Raw genomic sequence first — 14,534 nt, forward strand, 5'->3', positions numbered from 1 at the left:
TGATTGAGGTGAACGATTTTGAAGGTATTAGTTAGTTCCTGTGTTATGGGTAAAAACTGTAAATACAATGGCGGCAATAATTATAATCCCAAAGTTATGGAGTTTTTAAGGGATAAAGACGTTATCGAAATTTGTCCTGAATTATTGGCTAATCTGCCAATTCCCCGGCCATCGGCTGAATTGGTGGATGGTGTTGTAATGAATATAAATGGAGAGAATGTTGATAAGGAATACCGCCATGCTGTTGAAATTTCCATGAAAGAAATTGAACACATGGATATTGATCTTGCAATCCTTCAATCGAGAAGCCCTACTTGCGGCGTGAATCAGGTTTACGATGGGAGTTTTACCGGGAAATTAGTAAAAGGGCAAGGGGTGTTTGCACAGGCACTCATTAGAGCTGGTTATAAAGTAATAGATTCAGAGGATTTTTAGAAAGCAGCCCATCCTGGGTTCTTTCACAAACCGTAATCTACGAAGCGGTCTGGAAAGAGCCGGGGGATAAGTGTCAGTCTGCGGTTGTGAATGTGGTGAGTGCGATTAGAAGGAAGATCGGAGATGGGTATATAGAGACTGTTGTTGGTAGCGGGTATCGGTTTGTGGGATGAATAAGAGCTGGTAGCGGGCATCTGGAAACAGGTGTGGCTATCAGCTTTTTTATATGATTAAATAAAATTTCCTTTTATTTTGGTATTGACTTTAATAAAATTTATGCTATACTAAGTTTTGTTAAAGAAATTATGAAAGGAGGATTGAAATGGAACTAGATAAAATCCCACAATGGATACTTGCGCTAGAACAGGAGGATGCTACATTCTTAAAGAACTTTGTTTTGAAATCAGGCTCATTAAAAGAAATTGCTAAACTGTATGAAGTGTCGTATCCAACGGTACGTTTGCGCCTGGATAAGCTCATTCAAAAAATTGAGATGAATGACCGACAGGAGGAAGAACCATTCCAGACATTTATCAAAGGGTTGGCAGTTGATTCCCGTATTGATTTAGAAACTGCAAAGATTATTATTGAAAAATATAAGCAAGAAAAGGAGAGGTAAGATGTTTGAATTATCAATAGGTTTTGCAATAGCAGGTATACTTATGGTATTGGAATATCTCATTTGCACCAAATTAGAAAATCCATTATGGGGAGGAATTATTCCATTAATAATACTTATTGCTACAATTTGGATTTTTGCCAGCGGCAGAGTGCCGTTTGAATTGAAAACGGTTTTCCCGTTTGTTATTTGCAACAGTATTTTTTGGGGAGAATGGGATAATGGCAGAAAGAAATATGGCGAAAAGAAAAAAGAAGAAATGAATAAAATGCGTGCTAAGGACATTTAAACTAGGAGGAAATATTATGTTGATTGATTTTTTTAAGATTTTTGGTTCCATCATTATCACACTTCTTATAGCTGGGATACAAAAATATATGAGTACAAGGAATACAGCCTTGTTAGGAGTAATTATTCCTATCATCTCTTGTGTCATTATGGGTTTATTAGTCTGGCTAAAAAATGTACCTCTTTCTACAGAATTAGTTATTGCCTGTGCTGTTATTATCATTTTGGAGCTTTTCCTTTGGATAGACGGCCGTAGAGAATATCGTTTCAAATCACTTAATAAAATGAAAGCAAAAGATATTGGATAAGGTAGTGTCAAGTAATCTATGAAAAAACGAGCCGAAAAAAACAGGCTCAAGTGAACCTTGAAAATTGCAAATATATCACACAATAAGTCCTCCGAAGGCTCAGGGCTCTGCCCTAAGAACCAGCAAGGAGCCAGCCCTTTGACCCATTTTCGGGCTCTGCCCGAACCCGTCCTCGCCGGAAGGCAGGAAAAGGGCGCACTTGCCCCCTTTTCTGCTGTACAGGATAATCCGAGAACCTTATGTCAAGTGACTTTCGCGGCATAACGGGGCCCCTGCCCCATTATTCCACGGTTCACCTGACAACAGTTCCGCTCCGTTTATGCAGTTCCCGATTTTTGTAGATTCAGGATTGTCTGCTGACCGAGGAAGATCAGGAGCTGCCATTTTCCCGGCATATTGTCCGTGCCTTTCAGCATATCCACTTCGTTAAGTACATGATAGTTGTTGTGCTTGTGAGGACGGAGAAAGTTATAATAAGCAACCCATAAAGCCAGGTCATAGTTGGCACCGTCGATGTTGTCAAATCCGTTTGTTTTCCGGTAGGATGCTTTGTATGTGCGGTTGAGCCGCTCGATCATCTGTTTGAATGGCCGGAACTCTTTGGAAACAGCATCGTCGTTGGTAAGTCCAATCACCTGAGTGATGTTGAATTTAAAAGCATCACCGAATTCATGGAAGAACTGCTGTGCCGCTAAGGGATAGGCACTGTAACCATCAGCAATAAAACGGAAGTTTTTGGGAAGTTCTTTCAAGTGGCGGAAGGCCATGCGCATCGCCATGATGCAGGGGCCGACACCACGGTTATCAGACACCTGGTAGCCGATAATGGAACGTTTGGCGGCGTCCATGATGAACCAGATATAGGTCTTGATCCCGCGGATTTTGATGTAGGTCTCATCAGCGGTAAAGGTATCACCGGCATCATAATCGTAGTTGTCTACAAAAGGTTTGATACAGATGGCGGCTGTCTTGCAGTAGTTGGCGATCTGCTGGTGGGAGATCTGGATGTTATACAGGTCTTTGAGAGCCTGCGAGGTCTTTCTGAGGGAAAGGCTGAGGTTCACGTGAAGTGTCAGACACAGGGACATGACATGGGAGTCGAACTTGCTGAACCTGAGGGAGGAAGCATTCCTGGGGAGAGAGTTTAAGTCCATCTTAAAGAAATCTATCGTGAATTCACGGTAGATATAATGGAGCTTGTATTCGTTCTTGCCATAATCTTTTTCGAGATGTTCTTTATCGACTTTCTTCAGGTTATGAAGATAGTAAGGGCATTTCGGGTTGACGCATTTATGGATGATAAAGTGCTTGCGTTCTTTCTTATGTGCCAGAGCGTTGCCGCAGTGAGGGCAGCGAAGGGTGTATTGTTTAGAGAAACGGTTCTCATCAGGAGAAAAAGTGGTGTTGCAGACCTTGCATTTAATCTGCCCCTTTTTACCGTTGTTGCGGTAGAGGAAGGGCTGGGGAGCATGACAGCAGGGACATATGAGGTCCTCAGGGATATCGCATTCCTTGCGGCGTGCAATAGGTCTGATCTTTTCGTGATACTTGTGATCAAAGTAGGGAATCAGGAGCTGCCAGTCCCAGTCATTTTGATGGATCTGCATTTTGGGAAGCTCATCAGTTTTGAACTTCTGGTATTTAGGAGAATGAGAATCATCAAAGGCCCACTGCTTGAGGGGGATATATTTGCAGATAAAGTGAATCAGCCAGCAGTTTTGTTGGTAAAGATATTGAATTACAGAGAGTAAGTATTGTATAATGTCCATGAGCATTGGCTCCTTTCGTGAGTGTTGTTTTGGTCGATGACATTATACACGAAAAAGGGAGGTCAATGCTCTTTTTATTGCAGATTTCCCTAAAAATCAAGGTTTTTATAAGATTTTGGAACAAAAAAACAGGTAGTTTTTGACACTACCGATTATCTGCAGGAGGTGTGAACATGAAAGAATATATTACAAAAACAGAGATGGAACACTGTCTGCAGGTAAAAGAAATCTTCAGGAAATTATCGGAAGGCGGCAGGGACTTTTGCGTAGTCGATGCGTACCCATTTGGATGTGAAGTGCTGGAGTGGTACGGTGAAGGGAGAGGCTTTGACCGGATCGTGCATTTTACAAAAGCTCCGGAGCTTTTTGATTATCTTCTGGAGACCTGGGAAAAGATTTACCTGTTTGATATGAAAGAACGGTATGGGGATACGGATATGGACGATGAGGAGATACTTAAAATCCTTCCGGAAGAACGAAGAAAAGAGATGGCATCACTTAAGGAAGATTATATCATGCAGTATGAACAGTACAGGGTAAATTGGTAATGAGTGTTTAAAGAGAAAAGAGTCATGGATTCCACGGAATGGGAATAACCATGACTCCGTTTTTTATTCAAAATAGTGTCCATCAACTAAATACTGAAGACTGGATATTGCAGTTTCATAGGAGACTGGTGAAAAAAGCAGATTTTCTGTGATTTGTTTATAGTCCTGCTTATAAACGCTTTTGCTGATGATTTCTCTCAGAATGCAGTTTATATTGATTCCGTCTGCCGCAGATGGGCAGATTGGAAGCTGCGCACGTAATGCACGGACTTCACTGATCAGGGATGCAAAGGATTCTGGAAGGATAGTATTCTCCAGAATTTTATGTATATCATAAAGGTGTCTGGAATGGCGGTCTGTATTTCCTGCCATATAGTAGTCGCAAAGAGCAAATACTTTATCGACCAGTGTACGTTCGATAGCCTGTACGGTAATTTCAAACGGCATCAGATTAAATTCTTCAGCTAAGTGTATCTGATTCGACTGCCGTAAGAAGCGATAGATATAATTGTCGGTCATGCGTACGGTTGTTGGAAATGGAAGCAAGGCAATATAGGTTTCAATAACCAGTTCTGTCTTGATTTCCAATACCGGTGCATAAACTGACGGATATGCAGCACGATAGCAGTTGTAATTGCGGCGGCTCCGGGTTTGCTCCAAATTGGTAATTGGAAGGCTCAGAGTATCCATAGAGGCAATAATGGCTTTTTTGAGCTGGCGTTTTTTACTTTCACCGGGGATGCCTTCCGAAGCAGCGTAGGAGATATCTATATCTTCAGAGAAACGGTCAAGGATCTGGTAGCATTTGGTCAGGGAGGTTCCTCCCTTAAATACCATTCCCTCAATACGTGCAGAAAGCTCACGTAAGGCAAGTGTCACATAATAATCTTTTTCTACAATATTTGGTGGTATATGTAGCTCTAAGGAAGTGGCAGTAACCAATTCTCCGAAGGCTTCTTTATCCTGATGTAAATTCATAAATCAATCCTCCTTCGATGAGTTTCTTAGCGGTATTTCCAGTAATCGCTGGCATGATCTCAGTTAGCTGTGTTTGGGAAAAACCCTTTTCACGGATATAGTTTTTGTAAAGAGCCAGGGCATCCTCTTTTTCTAACTCTGCATATCGGTCCATTTGTCCAATGGCATCAATTACTTGCAAAAGTTCCGCATTTTCCTGCGTCACAGTGACTGCAGGGCGTTTCAGGCGAATGGACTGTCCGCCAACAGTAACGATACGGCCTTTTGTAGATTCTTTATTTGTCACAATTTCCATTACTGCAGGCATCTGGGTGGTCAGCCCAATCTGGTTGGCAAAAAAAGCGCCAGAGAAGTATCCGAAAGTAGAGGAATCATTTTTTATATATTTGCGGATAATGACTTTTAAAGGATCCATATAGGTTTTGCTTAGCAACCGGGATGTTTTGGGAAGGTAGTAAATTCCTGTATCAAACCGTACCAGATCACCGGATTTTACCATGCGCTTAAAATACTGACGCAGGGAATTGTCATTCATATTATCAAACTGAAGGTCGCTGATAAAAATAGGTTCATTATACCCGTATGTCTTTTCCAGATATTCTTTTAGCATAGATTCATCCACTCCTTTCACCCCCATAATACTATATTTATACCTAAGAAGTCAATAAATATGTCATTTATATTATGGACAGAGTATCTGGAAATATTCTTTATCAGGAAGCATGATAGGATCTGGAATGGATCAGGTGATAAAAACTGATGGTACGCACGATACAGCATATCCCGATCAGGATGCTGAGAATCAGGAACATCCTGTCATTTGCATGGATGCCGTAGATGCACCCAAAAAGGACATAAAATAAGCCGATTGCCGCCTGGACAATCAGCTTTGAAAATAATGGTTTTGGCATAAGACTCCTTTCATAGTCGTTGGAACCAGTAGTTGGTGGAGTTATTGGAGGTGGTTTGACCTATGTGTCATTCAAACCATGCTGTGATAAATTGAAAGCATCTTTACAAGATACTTTGCTGAGTAATCCAGATCATAAGGCTACGGATGAAGAAAATGAGATTATTATTGATGTTGAAGACGTAGAGATGACAGAGAGTGTAGAGGAAACTGAAGAATAATTAGACAAACAAAAGCTGTAAAATTTTAAGTTGAATTTTACAGCTTTTCTGCATATAATAAACGTAGAGGAAAAGTAGTAGACTGGAAAGGAGATTGGTGTATATGGCAAATATTTTACCGGTATCTGATTTGAGAAATTATAATGAAGTTTTAAAGAATTGCCGGACAGGAGAGCCGGTGTTTTTGACAAAAAATGGCAGAGGGCGTTTTGTAGTGCTTGATATAGAAGATTATGAACGTGATCGAGAAGAGAAAAAACTTCTGATGAAACTGCAAGAAGCGGAAGAAGCAGTAAAAGATGGGGAAGGCTGGCTCAGCTTGGATGAATTAAAAGCACTTGTGGGGGAATAAAATATGCTGAAATTACGGATTACCCCATTAGTTGCAGTAGATTTAAAAGGGATACGGGATTATATCGCTGAAGATAACGAAGAGTATGCGACAAAGACGATTAACGAGATTTACGGCAAATTTGAAAATATTCAGATGTTTCCGGGAATAGGTACGGATCTTTCTAAAAGAGTTAGCTTCAGGACAGATTATAAATATGCAGTCTGGAAAGATTATGTTATTATTTATAAAGTGGGAAAAGAGTATGTGGAAATTTACCGAGTGGTGAATCGGTATCAGGATATTACAAGAATTTTTACGTAGAATTAACGTTAACTGGATACACAAAGGAGAAAGGATATGGATGTTTCATCAACAATTTTTCAACCAATTTTTGAGGGTGTAAAGCAATATGTAGTTCCTTTATTTCAGCGTTCATATAGTTGGAATAAGAAAGAATGGGTAACATTATGGGATGATTTGAAGGAATTATATGAATCAGAAAACCCCAGACAACATTTTATGGGGTCTGTAGTTACAATTCCTGCCAAATCTGTACCAGAAGGTGTGGCAAAGTTTTTGTTGATTGATGGACAACAAAGAATTACAACTGTATATTTGATATTAATGGCAATTAAAGACTTATATAAAGAGCGTGGAGAACAAGAGAAATATGAAGAAATAAAGAATATTTATTTGGTTAATCCATATAAACGAGGTAATGATTATTATAAATTATTACCTACACAGGTTGACAGAAATACTTTTAAAAGAATAATCGATGCACCACAAGAGAAAATTGAACATGGAATGTGGGACTCGTATATGTTTTTTAAAAGGAAGCTATCTATAAATGTAGATTTAGATAAAATGAAAACGATAATCACAACAAAACTATCTATTGTTAGTATCGTTTTAGATGCAACAGACAACCCCTATTTAGTTTTTGAAAGCTTAAATCATAAAGGAAAACCATTATCAGTTGCTGATTTAATAAGAAACTATGTTTTTATGAATATTCATGTGGATCATCAAGAAGATATATATAATGATATTTGGAAGCCCATGCAAGATAGGCTTGGTGAAGCTGTGCCTGAGTTTGTAAGACATTATTTAACCATGAATGGAGACTATATAAACACAGGAGATGTATATAATGTTTTAAAGGATCGAATTGACCGAATCGGAGTAGAAGAATGTTTAAAAGAGCTAGAGAAGTATTCTAAATTCTATAGTATTTTTTTAAATCCTGAGAAAGAGGAAAATGAAATAATATGTAAAGAATTGTTTATATTAAAAAGATTGGATATTTCAACCTCATATCCATTGTTGTTAAATTTATATAATTTGTATTCGGAGGGAACTATAACTACAGATGAATTTGGAGAAATGCTGTGTGTGATTGAAAACTACATAATTCGCAGATTTGTATGTGGAGTTCCGACAAATCAATTAAATAAAGTATTTCCACAAGTATTTATTCAGATGAAGAAAGTAGAGGAGGGGTCTTATTCTGATAAGTTAAAATCTGTTTTGCAGACAAAAAATTATCCGAAAGATTATGATTTCAGAGAAAATCTTAAAACTGCAAAGTTGTATGGAAAAGGTGACAGGATAAAGAAAACAAAGATTATTTTAGATAGAATAGAACAATCATATGCCCATAAAGAAATGAGTGTTTTAGATGAATTAACTATAGAGCATATTATGCCACAGTCACTTACAGATGAATGGAAAATCCATTTAGGAGATGATTGTGAACAAGCTTATGATCTATATTTGGACACTTTAGGAAATTTAACACTAACTGCATATAATTCTGAGCTTTCTAACGGAAGCTTCAAAAGAAAATGTGAAATATATAAAGAATCTCATTTAGAGATGAATAAATATTTTATAAATACTGAAAAATGGACAGATTATGAAATAAAAAAACGTGCGGGTATACTGGCAAGTAAGGTTTTAAAGATATATCCATATTTCGGAGAAACAGTAAGTGGGCATGACCTTGAAAGTGTTACAGGAACAAAACCTTATTTGTTGATTGTTCTGGGACAGGAATTTAATGTGAATTCGTGGACTGATGTACTATTCTATACATTGCAGGTGGTTTCTGATCTTGCACCGGATAAATTGGAATTAATAGAAAATGATTATCCATCACTTTTGGGGAGGCGAGCAGACTTGTTTAGGCGTCCTAAAGAACTTTCAAATGGATATTATTATGAGGCAGGTTTGACTGCTGTTCATATATACAATTTCTGTAAGCAACTTGTTAACATAATGGAATTGTCTCAAGATGAATGGGATGTTGCGGTGGTAAATTCATAACGAGTGATAATAAATTAATAATACCATTCGATACAGCCCATAGGGCTCGGACAGTTGGAAAAGAATAAATCCAAATAGAACCAAAACATTTATACAAAACTGTATAGACTAATTTCAAATTTTGCGTTGAATGATTATATGTTTTGGAAAATTAATAATTTCGGATTTAGAGTTCAAACATATACACGATATAGTTCCTCCATCAGAAAATGTATTTGATTTTGTTATTGGAGTTTTAGAAAATTATTTGCGAAGTAGTGGAGGGAATGATGAAGAAATAAAAGTTATATATGAAGGATATGTAGATGATGGCAACGAATAAAAAAGGGATTGTATGATACATTTTAATGACGATAAGTTTATAGGGTTGAGATGAAAACAAGGAGAGGATATAATTGAATAAACATAGTCTTGAAGTTCCTTTATATTTAAATCAGAAAATCGTATTTGATTTATTGGCGTCTATTAATGATGGATTTACTCAGGTAACTAAGTTAAAAACAGCATCTGCTACAGACGGGAGTCTTAGTGGAACAGTAGAGGCTGATTTGGGGAACAAAAATATTTTTGCATTGCTGGGGGTTAAATTGTTGGACGGCAAATTGAAGGAGACATAAACGGCGAATTATTTTTCTGATTTTTATCCCGTTGACTGCGCAGTGCAACCTGCAAATGCATTCTTCTATCAAAAACGCGGCACGCTGTTGGCAACAGGGAGACTGCTCTGAAATACAAAGAGCTGTGGAATCCATTGTGGGATCCACAGCCCATGTAAAATTCGTAATCTTTCAAATATTATCAGCCAGGGCAGGCAGATACACCAGGGCGGTGGCCACGGTTACTGCGTCTACCTTCCGCATCAGACTGCGGAGCCTTTCTTCGTTCCAGAAGATATCGGAGAAATCAGATAATTCGCACCCGATATCATGGTTGGGGATGCACAGGTAATTCCCATATTTATGCCGCCCGGCAAGGATGTGGAAGTAAGTCCCTCTCCCGCTGATTTCTGCTTCGTACTGGCCGGGAAGTTTCCGCAGCAGCGTAAGTTTTCCAGTCCAGCATTCTTTCCGTGAACCGTGCCTGAGAATACAGGTGTATTCCATAAACAGTACCCCTCCTTCCTTAGCCGAGGTTCTGGCTGCTGACGGAAGCCAGGATGACCTCTGTATCAATGACCTTCTTTTCCATCTGTGCCCCAAGTGTCAGCGCGTTGGTCATCAGGTTATCAACAAGCCTGGGACTGCCCTGGGAGTGGCTGTGGACAGCACACAGGGCTGCATGGTCAATAATGGAGGAAGCTCCGCCAGCACAGGCGATCTTGTGGAGGACATACTGCCCGACTTCCGAATCGGAGAGCCCGGAGAAGTTATAGTGGACGGTAACACGCTGCCGCAGTGCCTCATGGACGGGCTTTTTGAGCGTATTGTTCAGATGGGGCTCCCCACAGAGTATGAGAGTAAAGCAGTTGAGGGAATCATAGCCGTAATTCATGAGCATCTTGATATCCTCCAGAATGCCGGTAGAGAGATACTGTGCCTCATCGATGGCAAGGAGGAGGGGCTGCTTCTTTTCACGGTAGAGATAGAGGACCTGCTCCTGGATCGCCCGGAACATGCCGGGTTTGCCGCCTTTGGGTTCTATACCAAGCGTAGAACAGAACTGGCGGTAGAACTCCATGACACTGACGGTAGAGAGGCAGAGATACTCCATGTGGTAAAGATTCGGGTTCAGGCTTTTGGCAAAACAGCGCAGTGCGAAGGACTTGCCCATGCCGGGGCGTGCGGTGAACAGCCCGATGCCCCTGGTATCCTTGAGGTAGTCCAGCCGTGAGAGCATCTCCGAGATGTCTTTCGAGAGGAAACGGTCCTTCTCAGAGGCCATCTGTTTGTCAAAAGGGTTGAAGGCCAGCCCATAGTAAGTGCGGAACATCAGCAGGCACCTCCTATCTTTGAATAATCAATAGAAGGGGTGTTGTTACGTTTTGTCCTGCAGTTTTCATTTTTATCTGTCGGCCGGATGGGATAATGCTCCCCCTCATAAAGGATGTAGGCAGAGGACATATCGTCGGGAAGGAAGCGGATCTCAACTTTGGATGAGATGAACTGCATGGGGACGTCATAGGAGACCTTGTCGATGGAGACAGTGGAATCCTTATTCACCTTCCTGTTGATGCGGTTTAAGAAACATTCCTCCAGCCATTCCCTGGACTTTGGCATCTGTATGGCACAGCGCGTCTTCTGGTAACGTTCCATGGGGGTACAGCCGATGCCGGAATGCATGGAAGTATTGTAGGTGCGGATATAGTCCCGCAGGAGGGAATTGAACTGTGCCAGGGACGTGATGGAATCCATGTCCAGCGTATAAAGCCAGGTCTCCTTGAATGTCCTGAACTGGCGTTCGATCTTGGCCTTGCTGGCGCCGTCCCGCACTTTTGTATGAAGGAGGACCGTGCCGATGGAGCCGCAGATCAGGGAGAGCTGTTCATTTGAGTAGCTGCAGCCATTGTCGACATAGAGTTTCGCCGGAATGCCGTGGGAGGCAACTGCGTTTTTTAAAACTTTCTGGAAGTTATAGGCGTTATCGTTATAAAAAAGGCCGCCGCCCACCAGGAAACGCGAGTGGTCATCAATGATCATAATGCAGTAAACCCTCCTGCGCTGCCCGCCTTCCGTGATATAAGGGAGGTAACAGGTATCCGCCTGCCACATTTTCCCAAAGGCATCTTCCTCAAAAGCTTTCCTGTCCCTCATAGATGGATTGCGCGCCGACTTCAGGTCATGCTTTTTCACGAAGCGCTGGACGGCGCAGACGCTGACAGAGGCGGGGATAAAAGCTTCCTCCACAAGATGGCGGTGGATCTGGGTTGCGTTTAAGCGTGGGAAAGCCTCTTTCAGCCGGTAGATCTCTTCAATGGCCGTGTCCGGCAAGGCGCGTGTGGAGCCTTTGTCGGAACGTTCCCGGGGCATGAGCGCGTCAATGCCGCCATTCTGGTAAAGAGAGGCCCACTTGCTGAGGGTCTTGGGGCTGTACTGGAATACAGAGCCGTCAGGCAGGGTGAGGGGTTTTTCCGTTACCCGCTGGTAATAGGCGTTTCTGGACGCATCCGGATAAAGGCCATGGATGACCGGTGCAATGAGTGCGAGCCGGAACTGTGCCATAGCAGATGCGTCTGAAAAGTTTTTGGTGTTGTAATGCATAAAAAAATCCTCCTTTACTGTTTTCTATCAGCATATAGGAAGAACAGCCTGGAGACCATCCCTGTGTTATGTGGTGTCTGGGAAACGGTTCAGGGGCCGAACTGCTGTTGGCAGTAAGCCGCCGGATTTCTGTGGGACTGGAGGAAGGAGACAGAGAAGCGGCGGACAAAACCGGATGCAAAGCCGGAATAAGCGGGCATCCGAAAAAGGCCTTTCAGGAAAGAGAGGCCGGAGGACTCCCTGGAAGAGAGAAGGCCCAGCCACTCTTCCTTCTGCTTTTTGAACAGGGAAAGCCAATGGTAGAGCTGGTTTTGGTTAATACAGAAGCGTGCGCAGATTTTTTCTACGGAAGCAAGCCGAAGGAAATATTCCGCCAGGACACGGAGGATAAAGAAAAGGCCGTAGGAGGAATAAGGGATGATGAAATCCGGAAGGATGGCATGGGTATGGCCGCAGGAACAGACAAGGCGCAGGATACAGAGGCTGTGCCAGACAGGCTTTCCACCAACGAAATCAGCCAGGGAACGTTCATAATAGGCATGGACGGAACAAGCTCCCTTTGCCCCACAACAGGGGCAGGTCTGTAGTTCAGGCCGGAAACCGTCCATGAAGGAGTCAAAAAGCTTTTTTGATGAAGATTTTATACGAATTAACTTGCAAAACAGGGAATTATTTCTTATCATAATAAATGTCAGTGATGCCAAAGCCTCATGAGTGGGACATGATCCCGTATATGGCAGGTATGCTGGTGTATGAGAGAAAGAACGAACTGTAGGAGGGGCTGTTCTTTCTCTTTTTTGTTCCATAAAAACTATACTGGAATAGAGCAGGATGGTCAAGATAAAAGTGTGCTGTTTTTTACTGCACGCTGACATAGATAATAATTAAATGTTGAGATTTTAATTTGCTGTATTTGTGCAGGAGACAGGAACTTTAATTTGCTGGCTGACAGTTAAATTAAAAGGAAAAGTTGGCTCAGAATATAATAAAGAACATAGTAAGGAGCAAGAACAAGAAAAAATTCATACACCATCATCATTGTTTAATAACCTGAAAGCGCAGTTGTTTAAAGAAAAGATGGTAAAACATATCAATGGAAAAATATATGATGTACATCCAGGAGAGTTTATTGAGATATCTGGGATTTTAAAAATAAATCCATTGATTACGATAATGGAAAATATGACTCGTTTACTGGAATTAGCTAACGTAATGCAAAATGACGGAACTGGTAGGAAAGCGAAGCAAAAGAATTTCGAAGATAAAAAAACCATTATACAAATGGAGGCATTTACAAATAGTCTTAAGGCAAACGGAATGGTGGATATGATTTGTGAGATAGAAGGGATAGAAAAGTGTAAAGCAGTTTTGCCTGTATACATGGATTATTTTTTTAATGGGAATAGCAGTGAAATTGTAGATGGGAAATTTAAGGTATTGGGAAAGGTTGCTAAAGTATGTGATCAAAACGAAAAAATTGATTTACTTAGGAATACAAGTTTAAGTATTTTTAAAGAGAGCTTACTTGAGGAAATGTTATCTGGGTTTAATGCTGATAGCAGTCAGGAAATGAATATTGGAGAACTAGAAACTACTGTACAGGGACCAGCATTATTAATCATTCCTATTGCTATATATTTATAGAGGTCAATATTAAAAGTGGATATAGTATTGACATACAGAGTTATATCGTGTAATCAAGCGGTATTAGAATGTTACGAGAATTATTGATTGATAACAGAAATCTGATAACAAATTGATAACATCATTCGGTACAGCCCATAGGGCTTGGACAGTTGGACAAAAATAAAACCAAATAGAAACAAACCACCTATACAAAACTGTATAGAACCAATTTCGAATTTGCGAGTTCGAATAGTAAACAGAGAGCCGGGAAGCCGCATAAACAGCGGACTTTCCGGCTCTTTGTGTGTGGCGGCGGCTATACTCCTTCTTTCTTGTGGTAAATTTGACGATAGTATGTTAAAATCAAAGAACAGAGATAAAAACACAACGTAAGGGATAATATCTCTTATAGAGCCGGTAGGTAGTCCGGCCGCACCACTTTGGTGTAAGTAGCCCTCCCTCCTTGGGTCGTCCGTTCTTTGTTCAGTACAATCATTTAAGGAGGAATTGTCATGGACAAAGTATTGGGCAGACTGACAGTATTTTTTGAGGAACCATTTTGGATAGGTGTTTTTGAACGCATATCGGAGGGGAAGCTATCTGTATGTAAGGTTACGTTTGGAGCAGAACCGAAAGATTACGAGATATACGAATTTGTTCTGAAAAATTACTATCGACTGAAATTTAGTCCGGCTGTGGCAACTGATGTAAAGGAAGCTGGTCGCAATCCGAAACGGGTACAGCGAGAAGTGCGAAAACAGGTACAGAATACTGGCATAGGCACAAAATCGCAGCAGGTTTTGAAATTACAACAGGAGCAGTTGAAAACTGAACGCAAGACTGTGAGCCGAGAGCAGCGGGAAGCAGAGAGGCAGCGGCAGTTTGAACTGAAACAGCAGAAAAGGAAAGAGAAGCATAGGGGCAGATAACGCCTGCTCCTATGCTTCTACAAAAGTATTTAAGAAGGGGATTC

Annotated in this window: 21 protein-coding genes; 13 read left to right on the top strand and 8 right to left on the bottom strand. The window is 41.0% G+C overall.

All coding sequences use genetic code 11. The features are described from left to right. Positions 1 to 18: 18 nt before the first annotated feature. The 5 genes from ABXS75_03525 (at position 19) to ABXS75_03545 (ending at position 1,650) form a co-directional block, all read left to right on the top strand. Positions 19 to 435 carry a DUF523 domain-containing protein gene (locus tag ABXS75_03525; GenBank protein ID XCP85885.1) on the top strand — a complete coding sequence of 139 codons (417 nt, stop codon included), beginning with the start codon at positions 19 to 21 and terminating at the stop codon, positions 433 to 435. Between the two features lie 35 nt (positions 436 to 470). Beyond that, positions 471 to 608 carry a winged helix-turn-helix domain-containing protein gene (locus ABXS75_03530; protein XCP87080.1) on the top strand — a complete coding sequence of 46 codons (138 nt, stop codon included), beginning with the start codon at positions 471 to 473 and terminating at the stop codon, positions 606 to 608. Between the two features lie 149 nt (positions 609 to 757). Beyond that, complete coding sequence (locus ABXS75_03535; protein XCP85886.1) at positions 758 to 1,054, top strand: DUF2089 family protein; 297 nt, start codon at positions 758 to 760, stop codon at positions 1,052 to 1,054. Position 1,055: 1 nt separating this feature from the next. After that, on the top strand, positions 1,056 to 1,343 hold the full coding sequence (locus ABXS75_03540) for a hypothetical protein (protein ID XCP85887.1): 288 nt from the start codon (positions 1,056 to 1,058) through the stop codon (positions 1,341 to 1,343). A gap of 16 nt (positions 1,344 to 1,359) precedes the next feature. Next, the gene (locus tag ABXS75_03545; protein ID XCP85888.1) at positions 1,360 to 1,650 is read left to right on the top strand and encodes a hypothetical protein; all 291 of its coding nucleotides are present in this window, start codon (positions 1,360 to 1,362) and stop codon (positions 1,648 to 1,650) included. A gap of 317 nt (positions 1,651 to 1,967) precedes the next feature. Here ABXS75_03545 and ABXS75_03550 read toward each other — a convergent pair whose 3' ends face one another. Continuing rightward, positions 1,968 to 3,419 (bottom strand): DDE-type integrase/transposase/recombinase, encoded by a 1,452-nt coding sequence (locus tag ABXS75_03550; GenBank protein XCP85889.1) that lies wholly within the window; start codon positions 3,417 to 3,419, stop codon positions 1,968 to 1,970. A gap of 173 nt (positions 3,420 to 3,592) precedes the next feature. Here ABXS75_03550 and ABXS75_03555 point away from each other — a divergent pair, with 173 nt between their 5' ends. Beyond that, on the top strand, positions 3,593 to 3,967 hold the full coding sequence (locus ABXS75_03555) for a hypothetical protein (GenBank protein XCP85890.1): 375 nt from the start codon (positions 3,593 to 3,595) through the stop codon (positions 3,965 to 3,967). Between the two features lie 63 nt (positions 3,968 to 4,030). Here ABXS75_03555 and ABXS75_03560 read toward each other — a convergent pair whose 3' ends face one another. The 3 genes from ABXS75_03560 to ABXS75_03570 form a co-directional block, all read right to left on the bottom strand. Next, a complete protein-coding gene (locus tag ABXS75_03560; GenBank protein ID XCP85891.1) occupies positions 4,031 to 4,945 on the bottom strand; it encodes a nucleotidyl transferase AbiEii/AbiGii toxin family protein in 915 nt (304 codons plus the stop codon). Next, on the bottom strand, positions 4,926 to 5,555 hold the full coding sequence (locus ABXS75_03565) for a DUF6088 family protein (protein XCP85892.1): 630 nt from the start codon (positions 5,553 to 5,555) through the stop codon (positions 4,926 to 4,928). The genes ABXS75_03560 and ABXS75_03565 overlap by 20 nt, the downstream gene beginning before the upstream one ends. Positions 5,556 to 5,658: 103 nt before the next feature. Next, on the bottom strand, positions 5,659 to 5,856 hold the full coding sequence (locus ABXS75_03570) for a hypothetical protein (GenBank protein XCP85893.1): 198 nt from the start codon (positions 5,854 to 5,856) through the stop codon (positions 5,659 to 5,661). 19 nt (positions 5,857 to 5,875) lie between these two features. Here ABXS75_03570 and ABXS75_03575 point away from each other — a divergent pair, with 19 nt between their 5' ends. From ABXS75_03575 to ABXS75_03595, 5 genes are all read left to right on the top strand, one after another. Continuing rightward, positions 5,876 to 6,076, top strand: coding sequence for a hypothetical protein (locus ABXS75_03575; protein XCP85894.1), 201 nt, complete (start codon positions 5,876 to 5,878; stop codon positions 6,074 to 6,076). 103 nt (positions 6,077 to 6,179) lie between these two features. Continuing rightward, positions 6,180 to 6,428: a type II toxin-antitoxin system prevent-host-death family antitoxin gene (locus tag ABXS75_03580; GenBank protein XCP85895.1), complete on the top strand. Its 249-nt coding sequence runs from the start codon at positions 6,180 to 6,182 to the stop codon at positions 6,426 to 6,428. 3 nt (positions 6,429 to 6,431) lie between these two features. Beyond that, positions 6,432 to 6,731, top strand: a complete 300-nt coding sequence (locus tag ABXS75_03585; protein XCP85896.1) for a type II toxin-antitoxin system RelE/ParE family toxin — start codon at positions 6,432 to 6,434, stop codon at positions 6,729 to 6,731. A gap of 36 nt (positions 6,732 to 6,767) precedes the next feature. Continuing rightward, the gene (locus tag ABXS75_03590) at positions 6,768 to 8,738 is read left to right on the top strand and encodes a DUF262 domain-containing protein (protein ID XCP85897.1); all 1,971 of its coding nucleotides are present in this window, start codon (positions 6,768 to 6,770) and stop codon (positions 8,736 to 8,738) included. Positions 8,739 to 9,133: 395 nt separating this feature from the next. Then, positions 9,134 to 9,355 carry a hypothetical protein gene (locus ABXS75_03595; protein ID XCP85898.1) on the top strand — a complete coding sequence of 74 codons (222 nt, stop codon included), beginning with the start codon at positions 9,134 to 9,136 and terminating at the stop codon, positions 9,353 to 9,355. A 171-nt stretch (positions 9,356 to 9,526) separates the two neighbouring features. Here the strand turns inward: ABXS75_03595 and ABXS75_03600 are convergent, their stop codons facing one another. From ABXS75_03600 to ABXS75_03615, 4 genes are all read right to left on the bottom strand, one after another. Then, positions 9,527 to 9,841 (bottom strand): DUF6618 family protein, encoded by a 315-nt coding sequence (locus ABXS75_03600; protein XCP85899.1) that lies wholly within the window; start codon positions 9,839 to 9,841, stop codon positions 9,527 to 9,529. A 19-nt stretch (positions 9,842 to 9,860) separates the two neighbouring features. Then, entirely contained in the window at positions 9,861 to 10,667 is an 807-nt protein-coding gene (locus tag ABXS75_03605; GenBank protein ID XCP85900.1) for an AAA family ATPase, read from the bottom strand. After that, positions 10,667 to 11,935, bottom strand: a complete 1,269-nt coding sequence (locus ABXS75_03610; protein ID XCP85901.1) for a DDE-type integrase/transposase/recombinase — start codon at positions 11,933 to 11,935, stop codon at positions 10,667 to 10,669. The genes ABXS75_03605 and ABXS75_03610 overlap by 1 nt, the downstream gene beginning before the upstream one ends. 89 nt (positions 11,936 to 12,024) lie before the next feature. Continuing rightward, a complete protein-coding gene (locus tag ABXS75_03615) occupies positions 12,025 to 12,810 on the bottom strand; it encodes a DUF6431 domain-containing protein (protein ID XCP85902.1) in 786 nt (261 codons plus the stop codon). 40 nt (positions 12,811 to 12,850) lie between these two features. On the opposite strand from ABXS75_03615, the gene ABXS75_03620 reads away from it, so the two are divergent. Both ABXS75_03620 and ABXS75_03625 read left to right on the top strand, forming a co-directional pair. Beyond that, positions 12,851 to 13,579: a hypothetical protein gene (locus ABXS75_03620; GenBank protein XCP85903.1), complete on the top strand. Its 729-nt coding sequence runs from the start codon at positions 12,851 to 12,853 to the stop codon at positions 13,577 to 13,579. A gap of 494 nt (positions 13,580 to 14,073) precedes the next feature. Further along, positions 14,074 to 14,490, top strand: coding sequence for a YjdF family protein (locus ABXS75_03625; protein ID XCP85904.1), 417 nt, complete (start codon positions 14,074 to 14,076; stop codon positions 14,488 to 14,490). Positions 14,491 to 14,534: the final 44 nt, after the last annotated feature.

Source organism: Roseburia hominis (genome assembly GCA_040702975.1).
Taxonomy (GTDB): domain Bacteria; phylum Bacillota; class Clostridia; order Lachnospirales; family Lachnospiraceae; genus Allocoprococcus; species Allocoprococcus hominis_A.

Excerpts from the sequence above, each read along its gene's own strand:
- ABXS75_03565 (XCP85892.1), bottom strand. The coding sequence starts at position 5,555 with ATGCTAAAAGAATATCTGGAAAAGACATACGGGTATAATGAACCTATT.
- ABXS75_03600 (XCP85899.1), bottom strand. The coding sequence starts at position 9,841 with ATGGAATACACCTGTATTCTCAGGCACGGTTCACGGAAAGAATGCTGG.
- ABXS75_03570 (XCP85893.1), bottom strand. The coding sequence starts at position 5,856 with ATGCCAAAACCATTATTTTCAAAGCTGATTGTCCAGGCGGCAATCGGC.
- ABXS75_03625 (XCP85904.1), top strand. The coding sequence starts at position 14,074 with ATGGACAAAGTATTGGGCAGACTGACAGTATTTTTTGAGGAACCATTT.
- ABXS75_03555 (XCP85890.1), top strand. The coding sequence starts at position 3,593 with ATGAAAGAATATATTACAAAAACAGAGATGGAACACTGTCTGCAGGTA.
- ABXS75_03540 (XCP85887.1), top strand. The coding sequence starts at position 1,056 with ATGTTTGAATTATCAATAGGTTTTGCAATAGCAGGTATACTTATGGTA.
- ABXS75_03610 (XCP85901.1), bottom strand. The coding sequence starts at position 11,935 with ATGCATTACAACACCAAAAACTTTTCAGACGCATCTGCTATGGCACAG.
- ABXS75_03615 (XCP85902.1), bottom strand. The coding sequence starts at position 12,810 with ATGTCAGCGTGCAGTAAAAAACAGCACACTTTTATCTTGACCATCCTG.
- ABXS75_03550 (XCP85889.1), bottom strand. The coding sequence starts at position 3,419 with ATGGACATTATACAATACTTACTCTCTGTAATTCAATATCTTTACCAA.
- ABXS75_03590 (XCP85897.1), top strand. The coding sequence starts at position 6,768 with ATGGATGTTTCATCAACAATTTTTCAACCAATTTTTGAGGGTGTAAAG.
- ABXS75_03560 (XCP85891.1), bottom strand. The coding sequence starts at position 4,945 with ATGAATTTACATCAGGATAAAGAAGCCTTCGGAGAATTGGTTACTGCC.
- ABXS75_03585 (XCP85896.1), top strand. The coding sequence starts at position 6,432 with ATGCTGAAATTACGGATTACCCCATTAGTTGCAGTAGATTTAAAAGGG.
- ABXS75_03545 (XCP85888.1), top strand. The coding sequence starts at position 1,360 with ATGTTGATTGATTTTTTTAAGATTTTTGGTTCCATCATTATCACACTT.
- ABXS75_03535 (XCP85886.1), top strand. The coding sequence starts at position 758 with ATGGAACTAGATAAAATCCCACAATGGATACTTGCGCTAGAACAGGAG.
- ABXS75_03605 (XCP85900.1), bottom strand. The coding sequence starts at position 10,667 with ATGTTCCGCACTTACTATGGGCTGGCCTTCAACCCTTTTGACAAACAG.
- ABXS75_03580 (XCP85895.1), top strand. The coding sequence starts at position 6,180 with ATGGCAAATATTTTACCGGTATCTGATTTGAGAAATTATAATGAAGTT.